At 72.1% G+C, this 16,809-nt stretch carries 15 protein-coding genes; 10 read left to right on the top strand and 5 right to left on the bottom strand.

What is annotated here, in order from left to right; all coding sequences use genetic code 11:
- Positions 1-136 precede the first annotated feature (136 nt).
- Both AADR41_RS16225 and AADR41_RS16220 read left to right on the top strand, forming a co-directional pair.
- Complete coding sequence (locus AADR41_RS16225) at positions 137-514, top strand: hypothetical protein (RefSeq protein ID WP_342282102.1); 378 nt, start codon at positions 137-139, stop codon at positions 512-514.
- A 21-nt stretch (positions 515-535) separates the two neighbouring features.
- A complete protein-coding gene (locus tag AADR41_RS16220) occupies positions 536-2,158 on the top strand; it encodes an amidohydrolase (RefSeq protein ID WP_342282101.1) in 1,623 nt (540 codons plus the stop codon).
- A 104-nt stretch (positions 2,159-2,262) separates the two neighbouring features.
- Here the strand turns inward: AADR41_RS16220 and AADR41_RS16215 are convergent, their stop codons facing one another.
- Together AADR41_RS16215 and AADR41_RS16210 are read right to left on the bottom strand one after the other, a co-directional pair.
- Complete coding sequence (locus AADR41_RS16215) at positions 2,263-3,861, bottom strand: hypothetical protein (RefSeq protein WP_342282100.1); 1,599 nt, start codon at positions 3,859-3,861, stop codon at positions 2,263-2,265.
- 360 nt (positions 3,862-4,221) lie between these two features.
- Positions 4,222-5,223, bottom strand: a complete 1,002-nt coding sequence (locus AADR41_RS16210; RefSeq protein ID WP_342282099.1) for an Acg family FMN-binding oxidoreductase — start codon at positions 5,221-5,223, stop codon at positions 4,222-4,224.
- A gap of 278 nt (positions 5,224-5,501) precedes the next feature.
- Between AADR41_RS16210 and AADR41_RS16205 the strand changes: the two genes are divergently transcribed.
- The gene (locus AADR41_RS16205) at positions 5,502-6,233 is read left to right on the top strand and encodes a 2OG-Fe(II) oxygenase (protein WP_342282098.1); all 732 of its coding nucleotides are present in this window, start codon (positions 5,502-5,504) and stop codon (positions 6,231-6,233) included.
- A gap of 639 nt (positions 6,234-6,872) precedes the next feature.
- On the opposite strand, the gene AADR41_RS16200 is transcribed toward AADR41_RS16205, so the two are convergent.
- The gene (locus tag AADR41_RS16200) at positions 6,873-7,925 is read right to left on the bottom strand and encodes a polyprenyl synthetase family protein (RefSeq protein WP_342282097.1); all 1,053 of its coding nucleotides are present in this window, start codon (positions 7,923-7,925) and stop codon (positions 6,873-6,875) included.
- Positions 7,926-7,930: 5 nt separating this feature from the next.
- Entirely contained in the window at positions 7,931-8,983 is a 1,053-nt protein-coding gene (locus tag AADR41_RS16195; RefSeq protein ID WP_342282096.1) for a tetratricopeptide repeat protein, read from the bottom strand.
- Between the two features lie 493 nt (positions 8,984-9,476).
- Between AADR41_RS16195 and AADR41_RS16190 the strand changes: the two genes are divergently transcribed.
- The 6 genes from AADR41_RS16190 to AADR41_RS16165 all read left to right on the top strand — a co-directional run bounded on the left by AADR41_RS16190 (position 9,477) and on the right by AADR41_RS16165 (position 15,112).
- A complete protein-coding gene (locus AADR41_RS16190) occupies positions 9,477-10,919 on the top strand; it encodes a M60 family metallopeptidase (RefSeq protein WP_342282095.1) in 1,443 nt (480 codons plus the stop codon).
- Between the two features lie 161 nt (positions 10,920-11,080).
- A complete protein-coding gene (locus AADR41_RS16185) occupies positions 11,081-11,905 on the top strand; it encodes a hypothetical protein (protein WP_342282094.1) in 825 nt (274 codons plus the stop codon).
- Positions 11,906-12,014: 109 nt separating this feature from the next.
- Positions 12,015-12,473: a hypothetical protein gene (locus AADR41_RS16180; protein ID WP_342282093.1), complete on the top strand. Its 459-nt coding sequence runs from the start codon at positions 12,015-12,017 to the stop codon at positions 12,471-12,473.
- 69 nt (positions 12,474-12,542) lie between these two features.
- Entirely contained in the window at positions 12,543-12,734 is a 192-nt protein-coding gene (locus AADR41_RS16175; RefSeq protein WP_342282092.1) for a DUF6381 family protein, read from the top strand.
- 87 nt (positions 12,735-12,821) lie between these two features.
- Positions 12,822-13,859: an MsnO8 family LLM class oxidoreductase gene (locus AADR41_RS16170; RefSeq protein ID WP_342282091.1), complete on the top strand. Its 1,038-nt coding sequence runs from the start codon at positions 12,822-12,824 to the stop codon at positions 13,857-13,859.
- 137 nt (positions 13,860-13,996) lie between these two features.
- On the top strand, positions 13,997-15,112 hold the full coding sequence (locus AADR41_RS16165) for a hypothetical protein (RefSeq protein ID WP_342282090.1): 1,116 nt from the start codon (positions 13,997-13,999) through the stop codon (positions 15,110-15,112).
- Here AADR41_RS16165 and AADR41_RS16160 read toward each other — a convergent pair.
- Positions 15,099-16,040 (bottom strand): aminoglycoside phosphotransferase family protein, encoded by a 942-nt coding sequence (locus AADR41_RS16160; RefSeq protein ID WP_342282089.1) that lies wholly within the window; start codon positions 16,038-16,040, stop codon positions 15,099-15,101. The genes AADR41_RS16165 and AADR41_RS16160 overlap by 14 nt on opposite strands.
- 212 nt (positions 16,041-16,252) lie before the next feature.
- Here AADR41_RS16160 and AADR41_RS16155 point away from each other — a divergent pair, with 212 nt between their 5' ends.
- The gene (locus AADR41_RS16155) at positions 16,253-16,762 is read left to right on the top strand and encodes a mycothiol transferase (RefSeq protein WP_342282088.1); all 510 of its coding nucleotides are present in this window, start codon (positions 16,253-16,255) and stop codon (positions 16,760-16,762) included.
- The last annotated feature ends 47 nt before the right edge of the window (positions 16,763-16,809 follow it).

Genomic DNA, 16,809 nt, shown 5'->3' with positions numbered 1-16,809 from the left:
TGGACGCGGTGGCTGCCGCCGTCCGGACCGGAGTGTCCGCCGCGAGGCCGGGGGCCGTGAAAGTCTCCCGCGCCTCCGCGTGGTCGGAGTACCCACGTATTTGTCTATTGGTCGAGCACTCAATAGCATTGGATTCATGACGCCAGGAGTTCATCGGCGACGAATTCGGAAGTCGCCGGCCGACCGACGTGCGGAAATGGTCGACGCGGCCGCCTTGGTCGCCCTGACCGAGGGGCTGGAGGGCATCTCACTGCGCCGGATCGGCGAGCGCCCCGGCGTACGTCCGGGACTGGTGAGTCACTACTACCCCGCGGTGGACGAACCGGTGGCGGAGGCGTTCGGCCAGGTTCTCGGTGCCGGGCTGGACACCCTTGTACCGCCCGGACAGACCGGTCAGGCCCACCAGGCCCACCAGGCCCACCAGGCCCACCAGGTCCGTCGGGCCCACCAGGCCCACCAGGCCCGCAAGGCCCGTCCGGCACCCCGGACCGCAGCTCTTCCCGCCACCCACTGACCCCCCTCAAGGAGTCCGCCAGTGCATCCCGGCCTCGTCCTTCTCTCCGCCCGTCTCCTCGACGTCGTCACCGGCGAACCGCTGCCGCAGACCGCCCTGGCCGTGTCCGGCGGACGGATCTCCGCACTCGACGACGACCGGCGGATCCGCGCCCTCGCGGGACCGGCGACCACGGTGATCGACCTCAAGGGCGCGGTCGTGACGCCCGGCCTCGTCGACGGCCACATCCACCCCCTCATGGGCGCCGAGCTCACCCACGGCCTGGACCTGTCCGGATGCGCCACCCTCGACGAGGTACGTCAGGCCCTGGCGCGGGAGACCAGAACGCTGGCCCCCGGAGCGTGGCTGCGCGGCTGGGGCCTGGACCCGAACGTCTTCGGCGACCGGCCCGTCGCGTCCGCCACCATCGGACCGGTCCTGGACGGCATCCCGGCCCTTCTGCTGCTCTTCGACGCACACTCCATGATCGCCGGCCCCCGCGCGCTGGAACTCGCCGGTGTCGACGGGCCCCGCCGATTCGAGCAGTACGCCGAGATCGTGTGCGACGAGGCGGGCCGCCCCACCGGTCTGCTGCTGGAGGACGCCGCCTGCGAGCTGGTCGAGCGGGCCGCCCCGCCGGTCGCCCCCGCCGAGCGCCGCGCCCGCCTCGCCTCGGCGCTGCGCGAAGTGGCCGCCTCCGGGCTCACCGGCGGGCACGCCATGGACGCCAACGGGGAGAGCCTGTCGCTCTACGCCGAGCTCGACGAGGCGGGTGAACTTCCGCTGCGCCTGCGGGTCGCGCCCTGGCTCCAGCCCGGAGCCGACGGACGGACCGTGGCCGGCCTCATCGCCCAGCAGGGCACGGGCGGCCGGCTGTGGGAGGTGGCGGGCGTCAAGCTGTTCATGGACGGCACCATCGACAACGGCACCGCCTGGCTGGAGCGGCCCGACTGCCACGGCGAGTCCACGCACGCCTTCTGGCCAGACCCCGCGGCCTTCACCAGGATCATCGGCGAACTCCACCGGGCCGGCGTGCCCACCGCCACCCACGCCATCGGCGATGCCGCGGTGCGCCATGTCCTCGACGCGGTGGAGGCGGCCACGAGTGAGGAGTACCGAGGCGTACGGCACCGGGTCGAACACATCGAGACCGTCCCGGACGACACCCTGCGCCGGTTCGCGGAGCTCGGCGTCATCGCGTCCATGCAGCCCACCCACTGCTGCGACTTCACCCGCGCCGACCACACCGACAACTGGTCCCGGCGGCTCGGCGAGGAGCGCGCCGCGCACGCCTGGCGCTGCCGCGACCTGTGGGACTCGGGAGCCACCGTCGTACTCGGATCCGACTGGCCCGTCGCCCCCTACCCACCGCTCGCGGTGATGGCGGGTGCCCGCCACCGCCGCCCCGGCCGCGACCTCACCCAGCCCCCGCACAACCCCGGTCAGGCCCTCACCGCCCTCGAAGCGCTCCAGGGCATGACCCTCAATCCGGCCCGCGCGGCAGGAGCGGAACACGAGTCGGGGCGGCTGGCCATCGGCCACCGCGCGGACCTCACCGTGTTCGCGGAGAACCCGCTCGCCACACCCGCCACCGACCTGGCCGGCCTTCCCGTCGTGCTCACCGTGGTCGACGGCCGCACCACCCACCGCGACGCCGGCCTGTGACGGAATGAGGGCGAGGCATCCGGGGACGCCTCGCCCCACTCCGCCCCGCCGCCCGGCGCGGCCCCGGCAGGGGCCGAACGGCGTGGCGCCCCCCGCGAGAGCCGCTAGCCGGCGCGCCGCAGGCCGATGCGGTCGATGGCGCATGTCCCGGGGTTTCCGGTGCTGTCGGCGTGCTGCCCGACGTGGGTCAGCCGGAGCGTGTTGGTTCCTGCCCGTACGGACACCTGGCTGAACTCCGGCTCGGCGTAGGCCATCACCGGGCTGTAGAGATCGAGGGGTGCTCCGACCGTCGCGTCGTTCAGCGACAGCCGGTAGATGCCCCGGGAGTCGTGCCGCTTCACCCGCAGCCGCAGGGTTCGCAGCCCGGCTTCCGGCGACTGGAATGTGAAGGTCAGCGCGGAACCGGCTGCGGCCGGTGTGAACAACACGCCGTGGCCGGCGCCGCACTGGGGGTCGGTGAAGACCTCGGCGCGCCCGCCCGACGTGGAGAACGCGAGTTCTTCCGCCTCCGCCACCTGGTCCAGGGGGCGCGGCGTCCAACTGCCGCGCGAGTCGCAGAGCACCACGCGGGTACGGTCGGTGGCGGCCTCCGTGTCGGTGTAGGCGACCAGGCGGCCGTCGGGCGAGAAGGCCGGATGGGGATGGCCGGGATGGGCGGAACCCCAGCCCACCAGGCCGAGTGTGCGCGGCGGGTGTACCCCGGTCAGGTCCACCAGGGCCACCGCGCCCACCTGCCCGCGAGCCGAACCGTTGCGACCGTTGGTGTCGGCGACCGCCCAGCGGCCGTCGGCGGAGATGGCGCAGTGGTTGTACGCGCCGTTCGTGTTCGAGGGGCCCGGCGCCAGCAGCCGGTCCGGCCGGTCGTCCGGGTGAACCATCCACAGTCCTGCGGCGCTGCCGCCGATGGCCACGGCGAGGCAGCCGGTGTCGGCACGGGAATTCCATACGTTGTGCGTCCCGACCGGTACGCCCGAGGCGGCCTGGTCCCAGATCATCCTGCCGTGCGGCGCGTGCACCGGATGCAGCGCCCAGGCGAGGATGTTGCCACCGAGCGAATAGCCGATCCATTCGGGATCGTGGGCGCTGTACTGGAAATGGGTGGCGAACACGCTCCCGGTGAAGACCTCTCGCACCCGGCCGCTCGTGAGCTCGATCTCGACCGCCGTGGTGGGACCGGCGGTGATCGGTGCCGGGTAGTGGCTGCACAGCACCCGGTCGCCCGCCGGATGCAGATTGACCACGACACTGAGATCCCGGCCCGGCGGCGGCGAGTAGAGCTTCACGGGCGCGGGGGCGGCCAGATCGATCAGCCAGACCGCGTTCTCGGCGCAGGTGACGAGGCGCCCGGAGTGGATGTTCCACCAGACGAACGGATTCCGGTCGCCCGCCGGGGTGGCGAACCGTGCCAGGAACCGCTCCTTGCCGGACCGCACATTCACCTCCCACAGACTCGTGGCCCCGGTCTCCCGCTGCCCGAGCACGATGCGGTCGGCATCCACGAATCCGTTGTGCGTGGGGTATGTGAAGTAGCGCCGCTGGTCGAACGTACTGAGGTGGCGCAACTCGAACGGTTCCGGGGCGGTGGCGGCGACGGCCGTGCCCACGCCTCCCGCCCCGGTGGTGATTCCTGCGGCCAGTACTGCCAGCCCGGCCATGCGGCCGAACCCTCTGCGGGTGATCTCACTCATGGCGTCCTCACTCATGCGTGCTCACTGTGGGTGGCGCTCAGCTTCGAACCCGCCGATGGAGGAAGTCAAGGTGCTAATACGAATTAGTAGCGGCAGGAGGGGGAGCTTCGGGGTGCGTGGGCTCTGCCAGGCAGGGGCCGGTGGTCACAGGCGGCTACTGGTCTCGGGGCATGGCTCCGGACTCGCGGGAGGACGTGCGGCGGTGATGCGACCACGGGGGAGACCGGTGTGGTGGCGGACGTCGCGCCGGGCCACGGTGGCGGACGTCGGCCGCGGCCGGCTCCGGACCGCCGGAGACCGACAGGGCACACAACTTCGACCGACAGCAGCCGAGTTCGGAGAGTTCGCTGATCGATCGGGGCCGTGCGTGCGGGCTCAGGGCCGAATCTTCAGTACCTCGGACACGGGTCGACGAGGCGTGCACGGCCCCGCGGGCCCGTATCCGAGACGCACGATCATCTGCGGATGCCCCGTGCCGAGAACCGGGTCGCGCAGCAGGTGCCTGAGCTCCGGCCATTCCAGGGGCTGCGTCGCGAAGGAGGAGACGAGCCCGTGCTGTACGGCGGTGAGCAGGACGCGCTCCAGGGCCTGTCCGGCACACAGCCAGTTCACCGGGCGGTCGCGCACGGTACGGAGCAGGGCGAGCTGCGGCCGGTCCTCGAAAAGGGCGTGCGCCCGGCCCGGAATGACGTCCGTACCGGCGAAATCCCGGTTGATCGCCCTGCCCGACGCGTCGGTGGGGCCGAAGGCGTAGTCGGGGACACCGTCGACCGCCGCCTCCACCTTGGTGTCCCGGGTCCAGTAGCGCTGCTCCGCGTCCCTCGCCGGATCGCTCAGGTCGAACCCCTCGGCGTCCCGGATCAGTACGAGCACCCGCTCCAGGTGCTCCGGCGGCAGAAACGACAGGTCGGCGTCCTCGGCGAGGGCCGCGTCGACGAGGCGCGCACGGACGTCGTCGGGGATCTCCCGGTCGCCGAACGGAAAGCGGCTCGTGTGGCGGTCCCGGATCGCGGGATGCAGAGCGACGAGGGCCGCGTCCGGCGGCTGCGCGGGAACGCCGCGGCGCTCCGCCAGCCGGACGGTCGCCATGACAGCCGGATCGATGGGAACCGGAAGCAGCGTTGTCAGCGCGTCCAGGCCCCGGTACGACGCCGACACCCGCAGATTCAGCAGCGCCGCGCCACACCCCACGTGCAGGCCACGCGTGGAGGGGTCCGCCTCCGGCATCTCGCGGTCGAACTCCGCCCGGAGCGTGAGCGTCCGACCGGCCCGCCCGTACCGGAACCGCCAGGGCTGGGCATTGTGCATGGACGGGGCGGCGGTGGCATCGGCGACCAGCTCCTTCAGCATCGTGTCGTCGAGCGGCTGTGCAGGCATCCGGCACCTCCCGCGGCGCAGCGCACGGTGTCCTTCCACCGTCCCACGTCCGGCGGGCCCGGCGCGAGCGGCCCGATCGCGCAGCGTGATGTCCGAATAGCGCCGGATCCGATGCCCCGGGCGAGCCAGTATCGACCTCGGGGGGCCACCGGTCACCCGTTCGCCACGGCACCGGACCCTGCGGACCCATGAACCCGGAATCGAGCACCCGGAATCGAGAACCCGGGGCCAGCAACCCGGAGCCAGGAATCAAGAGCCCCGAATCAGGAATCAGGCCCATGATCGATATGACACATCCGGCCGGATCCGTGCGCGATCAGGTCGATGCCACCGACTGGTCCGCACTCACCGACGAGATCGCCGCATATGGCAGCGCACCGACCGGGCCGCTGCTCAGCCCCGCCCGGTGCCGTGAGATCGCCGCTCTGTACGACGAGACCGAACGCTTCCGCACCACCGTCGACATGGCCCGCCACCGGTTCGGCTCCGGCCAGTACCGCTACTTCACCCACGATCTGCCCGCGGTGGTACGGGAGTTGCGGGAGGCCTTCTATCCCCGCCTGCTGCCCATCGCCCGTGACTGGTCCGCGAAGCTGGGCACATCCGCGCCGTGGCCCGACGAGCTGGCCGAATGGATCGGCATGTGCCACGCGGCGGGGCAGTCCAAGTCCGCCCAGATCCTGCTGCGTTACGGTGCCGGAGACTGGAACGCCCTGCACCGCGACGTATTCGGCGACATGCTCTTCCCGCTCCAGGTCGTCATCGGCCTCGACGTGCCCGGCGCCGACTACACCGGTGGCGAGTTCCTCATGACCGAACAGCGGCCCCGTGCGCAGTCCCGCGGATCGGCCGCCACCCTTCTCCAGGGTCACGGACTGGTCTTCACCACCCGTGATCGGCCGGTCGCCTCCAAGCGTGGCTGGTCGACGGCGCCCATGCGCCACGGGGTCAGTACCGTCCGCTCGGGCCGGCGCCGCACCCTCGGCCTCGTCTTCCACGACGCGCAGTGAGCGCCCCCAGCGACACGGCCCCAGCGACACGGCTTTGCACCGAACGGCCCCGCGCCTCCGCGCCCCCGGGCCGGAGGCCGTGATGCCGCGGCGGGTCGGTACGGCCGGAGGCCGGACGGGTGTCCGAAACCGGCACGGGGGGCCGGTGGCGTACGAACCGGGGACCGTACAGGTCCGCAGACAGGCGGCTGCCACGGCCGTGGCGTGCTTCCCACAGCCCCGCCGCCCTCACCTCCCGCGTCGCCGGTGACCCGGCCCGCCTGCCCACCGACACGGCGGGGCTCGCGGTGGGCGTCCAGGTGCTCGGACGGGCGGCGGTGGCGCAGGCGGCGATCACCGGCGCCGCGGACCCGGGCCTGATCGACGGCGGAGCGGCCCTGCCCCTCCCTCGTCCCAGCCCTGCCGGGCACCGCCGTCCCAGCCCTGCCGGGCACGGCCGTTGCAGTCTCGCCGGGCACCGCCGTTGCAGTCCCGCCGGGCACCGCCGGGATCCGGCTCTCCGTCCCTCGCACGTTTCACCGCACCGGAGTGCTCCGACCCAGGACCCGTCGGCCGTCGGCCGTCGCTCGGGCACTCGTCGCCACGCTCACCGGCTGACCTGCGCGGGGGAGAGGCGGGGCGGGAGGTGGCCGGTCCGGGTCAGCCGGTGCGGTCGATGAGGTACGGGAAGAGCGCCAGGATCTCCCCCAGCGCGGCCGGCGCGAGCGGTACGGTCTCCAGGCTGCGGCGGGCGATGTCCGCCTGCCGGTGGGCCTCGGCCAGGGTGGCGGCGCGTCCGCCCGCCTCCTCGACGAGTTCGGCCGCCCGCCGGGCATCCGCGTCGTCGAGCGGGCTTCCGGTGCCGAGCAGCAGGGCGAGCCGACGGGCGGCGGGACCGTCCGTGGCCAGCGCCGAGAGGACGGGATACGTCTTCTTCAGCCGGCGAAGATCACTGTGCACGGGCTTGCCCGTGACCTCGGGGTCTCCCCACGTCCCCAGGAGATCGTCCACCGCCTGGAACGCCACCCCGAGATGCCGGCCCGCCCGGGCGAGCGCCTCCACGGTCGCGGCCGGGGCACCCGCGAGCACGGCGCCCAGGCCGGCCGCGCAGCCCAGCAGCGCACCCGTCTTGTTCTCGGCCATCCACCGGTACTCGTGCGGCTGGACCGCTTCGGGCCCGCTCCACGGCCTGGACTCGAAGAGCAGGTCGTCGGCCTGGCCGCGCACCAGGTCGGTCAGCGTCCCGGCGAGCTCCCGGACCGCCGCCGCACTGTGCCTTCCGGGCGCTTCGGCCAGGGTCCGCACGGCCAGCGCGAAGAGCGCGTCGCCCGCGAGGATCGCCGGGCCGGTCCCGTACGCCTTCCACACGGTGGCGCGCTGCCGGCGGGTCTCGTCGCCGTCCATGATGTCGTCGTGGAGGAGTGAGAAGACATGGATCAGCTCCACGGCGACCGCACCGACGACCGCGTCCCGCGCCGGCGCACCGGCGGCCTCGGCGCTGAGCAGGGTGAGCGCCTGGCGGATCCCCTTGCCCTGCGAGCCCGGGGCGGGAGTGCCGTCCGTCGTGGCCCACCCGAGGGAGAAGGCGGCCATCTCCGCATGCCACGGATGCAGCTGCCGCACGGCCTGCGCGAGCGCCGGGCGCACCTGGTCGCGGCAGCGGGCGAGCACCTCCGGCGGCGCGGCCTGCCGGGTTGCGGGCAGTGGCGTCATCGTCGTCAGCTCTCCCCGTCCGTGCCGCCGTCGACCGGCGTCACACCCAGCTCGGCGTACGCCTTGTCCACCATGTCCCGGGCGTTGAGCAGACCGATCCGGCTGAGTGTGCGGCGCAGCTCGTGCAGGTCCGCCGCGGTGTCGTCGCGGTCGCGGCCGAGCCGGGCCAGTGACTTGACGAGCCCGAGCCGGGCCAGCGCCTCACCCCGGGGCTCGGTCATGGCACGGAACTCCGCGAGCGCCTCCTCGTACATCCCGCGCGCCTCCTCGTACCGCTCGGCTCGGAAGAGGACGTTGGCGCGCATCTTGTGGTTGTAGGCGAGGGAGCTGGACAACTTCATTTCCCGGCAGGTGAGTTCGGCCTCCGCGAGCAGCGCCAGGGCACGCTCCGGGTCGTTCCGCAGCGAGATGATGTCGGCCATGCCGCGCAGGGCCCACGCCCGGCCGCGCCGGTCGTCAGCGTTGCCGGCCAGCTCGGCCGCCTCCTCGAACATGGCCAGGGCGGTGTCGAGGGAGCCCGTGTTGCGGTGGATCTGCGCGATCCCTTCCAGCGCCCACACGGTGTGACGCGCCTCGCCGCGCGCACGTGCCTCGGCGAGCAGCTGCTCGTGCAGGGCCGCGACGGTGCGGTAGTCGCCCTGGATCCGGCCGGTCTCCGCGAGGCCCGCGAGGGAGTAGCCGCGGGCGACTATGTCCCCGCCGCGCTTGCCCATGTCGGCGGCGAGCCCCAACAGCCGGAAGGCCAGCCTGAGTTCACCACGCTGCCGGGCCAGAGTCCCGCCGCTCCAGAGCGCCCAGGCCATCGCCCCGAGGTCGCCGGCCGAGCGGGCGGACCGGTAGCTGGCCTTCCAGGCCCGATCGGCTTCCGTCACGTTGCCGAGCCGGCGGTGCGCCTCGGCGACGGCGAGCCCGCACCGGGCCACCTCCTGTTGTGAACCGGAGAGTTCGGCCTCCCTCAAGTGGCGTACCCCTTCCGCCAGTACGTCTGCGAGAGAGGAGTTCACCGACATCTTGGTGAGGGCGCCTTGGTACTCGGGCGCCAGTGCCTTGCTGTGCATGGGGGCCTTTCGTGCATGACCGGATCGGAACGAGGCATGACTATACGCTCCGTGTATACATACGGTGCATAGTTGCCTGGTCGGCTAACCCGGGTGCTCGTGGGGGTCGGTCGGGGCTGTCGGGCGTGACTGAGTGGCTGTGCTCGTGACGGTCGCTCATGGCGACCGCGTTGCTGTGGATCAAGCTTGCTATGGGTCAAGACGGCGGTCGCGCGTCCGAGGTTGCTCCGCGATCAACGGAAGTCGACATCGCCACTGCGGCGGGGCTGCCGTCCCATGTCCGGAACGTGGCCGTCGGGCCGGAACCGCCCGACTCGCCGACTCCGCCCGCGATGCCGACGGGTGTGAGCGGTTACTGTCGCCGCCACATGCCCTGGCCATAGTAAAAGACAGAAACATTTGAGAGCCCCTTGCGCCTCATGGCAATCGCTTACATGCTGACGCGCAGCCCCCGCGACCCTCCGATTCCATTGATCCTCAAGGGAGTTCCCGGATGCGTCCTGCCCGATCACCGTTCACCACCCCGGCCCCCGGTACGCCGGAGGGCTCCGTCCCGCGTGCCGTGAGCCGCCGGACCGTTCTCGGCTCCCTCGCCGGGGCCGGCGCGGCGACCCTGCTGGGCGCGGGCCCGGCCGCCGCCCGGCAGACCGAGCAGTGGGGCGGACGGCGGGCCGGGAACGGATCGGGGGACACGCTCCTGGTCAAGGCGTTTGCGGACGCTGAGAAGGAACGCATGCGACTGGCCCGGGCCCTGCGGTCCAGCGACTTCATTCCCACCGGCCGGTACGCCCCGGCGGGCAGGTCCGTCTCGGTGACGGTCCGTCCGGCCGACGGCCGCGTACCGGTGTTGCACATCGGCACCTTCGACTACTACAACGCGGACGCCGCGCTCCGGGAGCCGCGTGCCGTCCCGCTGCGCCCGGGCCGCAACACGGTCGGGGACGTCCACGGCGGTCCGATCCATCTGAGCTTCGCGGGGGAGGGTGAGCGTGCCGCCGTGACCTTCGGCCCCGGCACCCCGCGCATGGCGGTCTTCGAACTCGGCCGCACCGATGAGGCCGCCTTCCAGCGGCAGCTCGACGAGAAGACCGACATCCCCTGGGTCGAGCTGATCACCGGTCGGGCGATTCTCACCCTCACTCGCGAAGGCGCACTGCTCTACCGGGACGAGGACCATGCGAAGCTGATGGGACTGTTCGACACCGTCATCGACAGTCATACGCGCATCAGCGGTCTGGACGGCAGGGGGCGGCTCAACCGTCCCAAGGCGGGCCGCTACCACTTCAACGAGGTCGGCGTCGTGCCCAGCGGGGTGGGGGCCTACGCCTGGCACGGGTACAACGGCTTCCCGCGCGCCTACATGGACCGGCTGTGCACGGTGGACGGACTCAGTACGCGTGGCTGGGGTCTGTACCACGAGCTCGGCCACCTCCATCAGCAAGGTGCCTACCAGGCCGACCAGTTGACCGAGGTCACCGTCAACATCTACTCACTGGCCGCGCAGCGCACCCTCGGTCGGGCCTCCAACCTGCTGACCGTCGACCCGAAGACCGGGCTGAATCACTTCCAGACCGCGCTGCCCAAGCTCGGCGCCGATGGAATCGGCTATGAACAGAGCTTCGGCGCGTACGAGAAGCTCGTCCCGCTCCGGCAGTTGGAGCTGGCCTTCGGCGAGGACTTCTGGCCGAGACTGCACCGGCTCGTACGCGCCGAGCACCAGCACGACGCCCCGGTCGACGACTACACGCACGACCCCGTCATCAACGCCCGCCAGTACCTGGCCCTGGCGAGCTACGCCGGCCGGACCGCCGGATACGACCTCACCGACTTCTTCGTCCACAAGTGGGCGCTCCCGATCGACTCCGCGGGCGTCGCCGCGCTCGCGGCACTGGGGCTGCCGAAGCCGCCCGTCGACCCCAGCAGCCTCACCGACTGACCGGTGCCGGCCCTGCGGCCCCGGTGGACCGCGGGGCACCGGTCCGAAGGCTCCGGCCGTGCACAACGAGGGACCGCAACGCCCGACACGGCAAGGGGCCGCACCGCCGTACACAACGAGAGAGCGCGTCGTCAGTCCAGTGGACCAGCCAAGGAGATGACATGAACACGCCATTGATATCCCGCTCCGCCGCGCCCGCCCGCAGGCATCTGCGCCGCCTGACGAGGTCGGGCACGGTCCTCGCCGCCACCGCACTGCTCGCGGTCGGCGCGGCGGGACAGTCCTGGGCCTCGACACCGGTCCTCCGCTGGACCACGAACGCGCCCACACCCGTGTCCACACTGACACTGCCGATGTCCGTGGACTCCGCACCGGACGCCTCCGGCGTCTACTTCGCGTACTACACCACCCTGGAGAGCGGCACCCGCCCCTACGCCGGATTCCAGCCGAAGCCCGTGGACGCGAACGGCAACCGCGTGCTCCAGGCGGTCTTCAGCTCCTTCAACGCCGATGCCACGACGACGGACGACCACTGCACCTACGGAGCCGACGGCGGGGCCGGAGTGAGCTGTGCCGTCCGGTTCCGCTACACACCGGGGACGATGTACTCCCTGGTGCTCAAGCGGGCCGGCGTGACCGGGGCGACGCAGCTGATGACGGGAGACGTCGTCGAGACGGCGACCGGGGCGGCGGTGGCGCACATCGGCAGTTTCGGGCTGCCATCGGCCTCGGGCCGGTTCAAGAACGCCGATCAGGGATTCGTCGAGCCCTACCTCTCCGCGGGCTGCGGCCAGCGGATCACGGTGACGTACGGCAGACCGGTCGGCACCGAGGCCGGCGTCGCCCATACGGGCAGCCTTCCCACGGTCACCGACCCGTCGTCCGGAAGCTGCCTGAGCACCGCCTCGCAGACCACGGGCCGGGGGCAGCAGGTCGCGGTCACGGGCAACGCGGCCCCGGCCGCTCCCGGGCCCGCAGGGGGCTGAATCCTTGAATCCAGAACCGTGTCCGGGCCGGGTCCCCTTCTCCTGTGAAGCGCTACCCGCTCCCACTGGCTAAGCTCGACGAGGGGCACAGAACGGGACGGAGGCTCCCATGACGACTCTCGAACCACGCGATGTCCCCCCTCGCCTCGCCACCGGTGCGTTCTTCCTGAACTCCGGTCTGGGCAAACTGAAGGCCGACGCGGAGACGGCCCAGGGTGTGCATGGCATGGCCTGTGTCGCCTATCCGTTCCTGAAGAAGATCGACCCGGAGCGCTTCACCCGGCTGCTCGCGTGGACGGAGATCGCGGTCGGCGGAACGCTGCTCGCCCCCTTCGTGCCGACCCGGCTGGCCGGGCTGGCGCTGACAGGGTTCTCCGGCGGGCTGGTCGGCCTGTACCTCCGGGTTCCCGGGATGCGGGAGCCCGGGAGCCTTCGCCCCACCCAGAACGGCATCCCGCTCGCCAAGGACTTCTGGATGCTCGGCATCGGCCTCGGTTTCCTGGGGGCCCGTGCCCACCGGCCGCGCCCGGCCGCGTCCAGATGTCCATGGCACCGGTCCCGGGGCTGACCCGACGGCCCGGGAGCGTACGGACGACGCCCGGCTCCGTGGCGGGGCCCGCACATCCAAGGAGTGATCATGAGTGAGTCGGACGAGCTGCGCAAGCGCGTGCAGCAGATGCGAGCCAAGGCGAAGGACCTGAACAACGAGGCCGAGCGCGCCACCGACCCCGAGGAGCGCCGGCGCCTGAAGGAGAAGGCCCGCAGGATCGAATCGGAGAGCGAGCAGGTCAGCGGCATGGCGAGTGGGGACATCTACCCCATGAAGTGAGGCCGGGAGAGCCCGGCGCCCCCGGGTTCCCGCACCCGTGCGGGAACCCGGGGGAATGCCGCCGCGCCCCGGACGTTGAACAACGATGTGAGCTCAGCGATCGCATCCACCCGGTTCTCCGTCCTCGACCGCTCCCGCATCCGTACGGGGCACGACGGCCCGCAGGCACTGCGCGACTCGGTACGCCTCGCGCAGGAGGCCGAGGCGCTCGGCTACCACCGGTTCTGGGTGGCCGAGCACCACAGCGTGCCGGGCGTCGCCGGTTCCGCGCCGACCGTGCTGGCCGCAGCAGTCGCGGCCGCCACCGCCACCATCAGGGTCGGCACCGGCGGCGTCATGCTGCCCAACCACCAACCGCTGCTGGTGGCCGAGCAGTTCGGTGTGCTGGAGTCCCTGTTCCCCGGCCGGATCGACATGGGTCTGGGCCGTTCGGTGGGCTTCACCGACGGCATCCGCAAGGCGCTGGGACGGGACAGGACGGCTGCCGAGGACTTCCCCGGACAGCTCACCGAACTGCTCGGCTGGCTGGACGGCACACAGCGCTCCCACCCGCAGGTCCATGCCCTCCCCGCCGAGGGGCTGCGCATCCCGCCGTTCCTGCTGGCCACCGGCGAGGGCGCGGGCATCGCGGCCGCTGCCGGGCTGCCGCTGGTGGTCGGCGACCTCCGGGGCCGGGAGAAGCTGCTGCGCGCGGTCGAGCGCTACCGCAGCGAATTCCGCCCCTCCACCTGGGCCGCGGAGCCGTACGTCGTCGTGGCGGGGACGATCGCGGTGGCCGGGAGCAGGGAGGAGGCCCGTCGGATCCTGATCCCGGAAGCATGGTCCATGGCCCATTCCAGGACCCATGGCTCCTTCCCGCCGCTCGCCCCCGCCGACCGGATCGAGGCGCGGACCATGACGGAGAAGGAACGAGTCCTCTACGAGAAGGGGATGCGCGGCCACCTGTACGGCACGCAGGACGAGGTGGCCGCCGGGCTCGGATCGGTCATTGAGGAGACCGGAGCCGACGAGGTGCTCGTCACGACCAGTACGTACGACCGGGTCGCCCTGCTCGGCTCGTTGCGTCGTCTGGCTCGCATCGCAGGATTGACCCCGCACCGGACAGCGCCCGCCGCAACCCGGTGACGGTCTGCGACCGGTGGTCCGTCACCCGGGGTTCTCGAACCGGACACCGGTGGTCCGTCACCGGGGGTTCTCGAACCGCACGGTGAACCGGCCCGCATACGCTGGAGCGGACATGTCGTGACGGTGGAGGGGCGGGCATGCGAACGGTGTACAGCGGGGAACTGCACGTCGCTTACGGGCAGTTCTACGTGGAGAGCAGGCCCGAGGGGGAAGCGGAGTCCGTCGGGCTGCCGGAGAGCTTCGCCGGGCAGGCCGGCGGGCTCTGCGGGGCCGCCGTGCCGGGACATCTGTTTCTGATCACGAGCCTGCACACCGGGGAGGTGGGGCTGACCGTCGAGGTGCACGACACCGCCCCTCCGCTCGACGACAGCTGGGAGGACGTGGTGGAGGCCGCGTTCCGGCCCGCTTCCGGGTCCACGGTCGTCATGCCGTGGGGAGACGGCCCGCTCGTGTCGCTCGACCTGCCCGTGACCGACCACCGGGTCCGGTACTGCGGACGCGACATGGACCGGGCCCGCGAGGAGGAGCTCGCCATTCTCTCCGGTGAGGCCGCAGCCGATCAGTACCTCCTGCAGTTCTGGCCGGCGGCGCCCCGCCCCGACGAGATCGTCAAGCGGACGGCGGGCGCCGCGGAGTACTGGCACCAGTGGGCACGCACTCTGCCGCCGCCCCCGTCGCCGGCGGAGCGCGCCGAGGCCCGGCGCCTGCGGGCGCAGGAGCAGGCGCGGGCCGAGGCGGCCGAACAGCAGCGTCTCGAAGCCCTGGAATGGGGCGGGCGATTGCCCAGCCAGGCACTTCGGGACGTCGGCGGCAATGTGGCGGGGCTGCGGGCCCTGGACTGCGACCTCCCGCACGCGGTGGACGCGGCGGGACCGGCGGCCCAGCGGTCCATCGCCCGCTGGGCCGCCCACCGTGCGTACACGGAAGCGGGTCTGAACGGCGTCGAATGGATCGCGCCCGCGCTCGAAGCCATGGACCGCGGAGACGAGTTGCCCGCGCCGTTCGACGAACTCCGGCACGACTGGGACCGCTTCTTCGCCGATCCGGCCGTCCCGCACACCCTCGTGGACTCGATCGACGGCAGCCGGGAAGGGTTCCTGAAGCAGGCCATGGCGGTGCCCGCCCTGTTCGACGCGATGGGGCCGGTGCCGTTGCGCGCCGCGCTCGACGCGCTGTACGCCGCGGCGGCCACGTACGGCAGCGACCACCCCCGCCTGTTCGACGAGGTGCGGCGCCGGTTCAGCCTGCCGTAGGGCGTGGCCGGGCCAACAGGGCGGTGGCGATGGCGACCTGGGCCGGCTCCAGCACGGTCCTGCCGTCCTCGATGTCCCACAGCGCGTTCTGCAGGACGCGGCCCAGTGTCCAGCCGGTCGCCCGCTGCCGGTCCAGGCCGAGCACCTCGGTCAGCCGGTCGAAGCGGCGGAGCACCGCGCGGGGCACATCGCCGGTGGCCACGATCTCGTCCCAGCGGTTGTGCATCGCCGGCATCAGGTCGAACCCGGGGTCACCGGCCAGGGGCTCCGGATCGATGGCCAGCCATGGCTCGCGCTCGGCCGCGAGGACATTGTCGTAATGCAGGTCCCAGTGCAGCAGGCGGTCACCGGGTTCGCCGACGAGTTCGGCGACGGTGGACGCGCATGTACGCACCAGCCGCCGTTCGGCGGGGTCGTGCAGCCGCGGCACGCTGCCGGGCACCTCGTCGAGCATGGCCGCCGCGATGTCGGCCAGTCGCCGGAAGCCCGGCGGCGCGGGCACCGCGACCAGGCGTGCCAGCAACTCGGCGAGAATCTGTACGGCGTCCGTCTCGTCGGCCACCGCCGACAACGGACGTGCGGCGTCCAGCCGTTCCAGCAGCATGGTGCCGGTGTCCGGGTCGTGGTCGAGCAGATGCACCATGCCGTCGCCGTTCCACACCCGCAGACCCGGCACGGCGTCGATGTTCTCCTCGGTGGCCTCCTGGAGCTTCAGCACGGCGGGCGTGCCGTCCGCCCGGGTCACCGGCAGCACCAGCGAGGCCATGCCGTGCGCCGAGGGGCCGTCCAGCCGCAGGCTCCACCGGTCCAGGAAGTCCGTGGCCAGCCCGGGCAGTGCGGCGATCCAGGCACGGGCGGACGCACCGCCGTTGCCGCTGTAGGACGCGGCGAACGCGTCGGGGACGTCGATGGGGTGGGAAGCACTCATGTGTCTCTCCTTCGTCGGATCCGGAAACGGTCGGGTACGACGGAGGTCACGGTGGTGCCCGGCTGCCGGGCAGGCGTCAAAGCATGCCGCCACCCTATGCGAACACCGAAGCGGTGCGGGAGGCCGCCGTCCGCGACCGGGGCGGGGCGCGGTGCGGTGCGCGGCGCGTGTCGATGGCGGGGGAGGGGACCGGCAGCGGGGATGGTGAGGGCATGAAAAGCGCTGACCTTTTGACCGACGCGTTCACCCGCGTCCGGGAGACGGTGCACTCGGCGGTCGAGGGCCTTTCGAGTGCCGACCTCCAGACCCGTCTCGACGACGGGGCGAACTCCATCGGCTGGCTCGTCTGGCACCTGACCCGCATTCAGGACGACCACGTCTCCGACGCGTCCGGTGTCGAGCAGGTCTGGTTCTCCGAGGACTGGGCCGCCCGCTTCGATCTTCCCTTCCCGAAGGGGGCCACCGGCTACGGACACAGCAGCGCGGATGTCGCGGCCGTGCGGGTGGGCTCGGCGGAGCTGCTGCTCGGCTACCACGACGCGGTCCACGAGCGGACCCTCGCCTTCGTGCGTGGGCTCGACAACAAGGCGCTCGACCGCATCGTCGACGAGGCGTGGTCGCCGCCGGTCACCCTCGGGGTCCGGCTGATCAGCGTCGTCTCGGACGATCTGCAGCACGCCGGCCAGGCCGCCTTCGTCCGGGGAGCGCTGGAGCGCCGGTAGACCGGGCCTTCGGGCAGCGGGCCCGGGCCCCGGCCGCGTGCGACGCG

Origin of the sequence: Streptomyces sp. CLV115 (genome assembly GCF_038448545.1) — a bacterium.
GTDB lineage: Bacteria > Actinomycetota > Actinomycetes > Streptomycetales > Streptomycetaceae > Streptomyces > Streptomyces sanglieri.
Note: the sequence above shows the minus strand (reverse complement) of the source record. Positions and strands in the feature narration are given on the sequence as shown.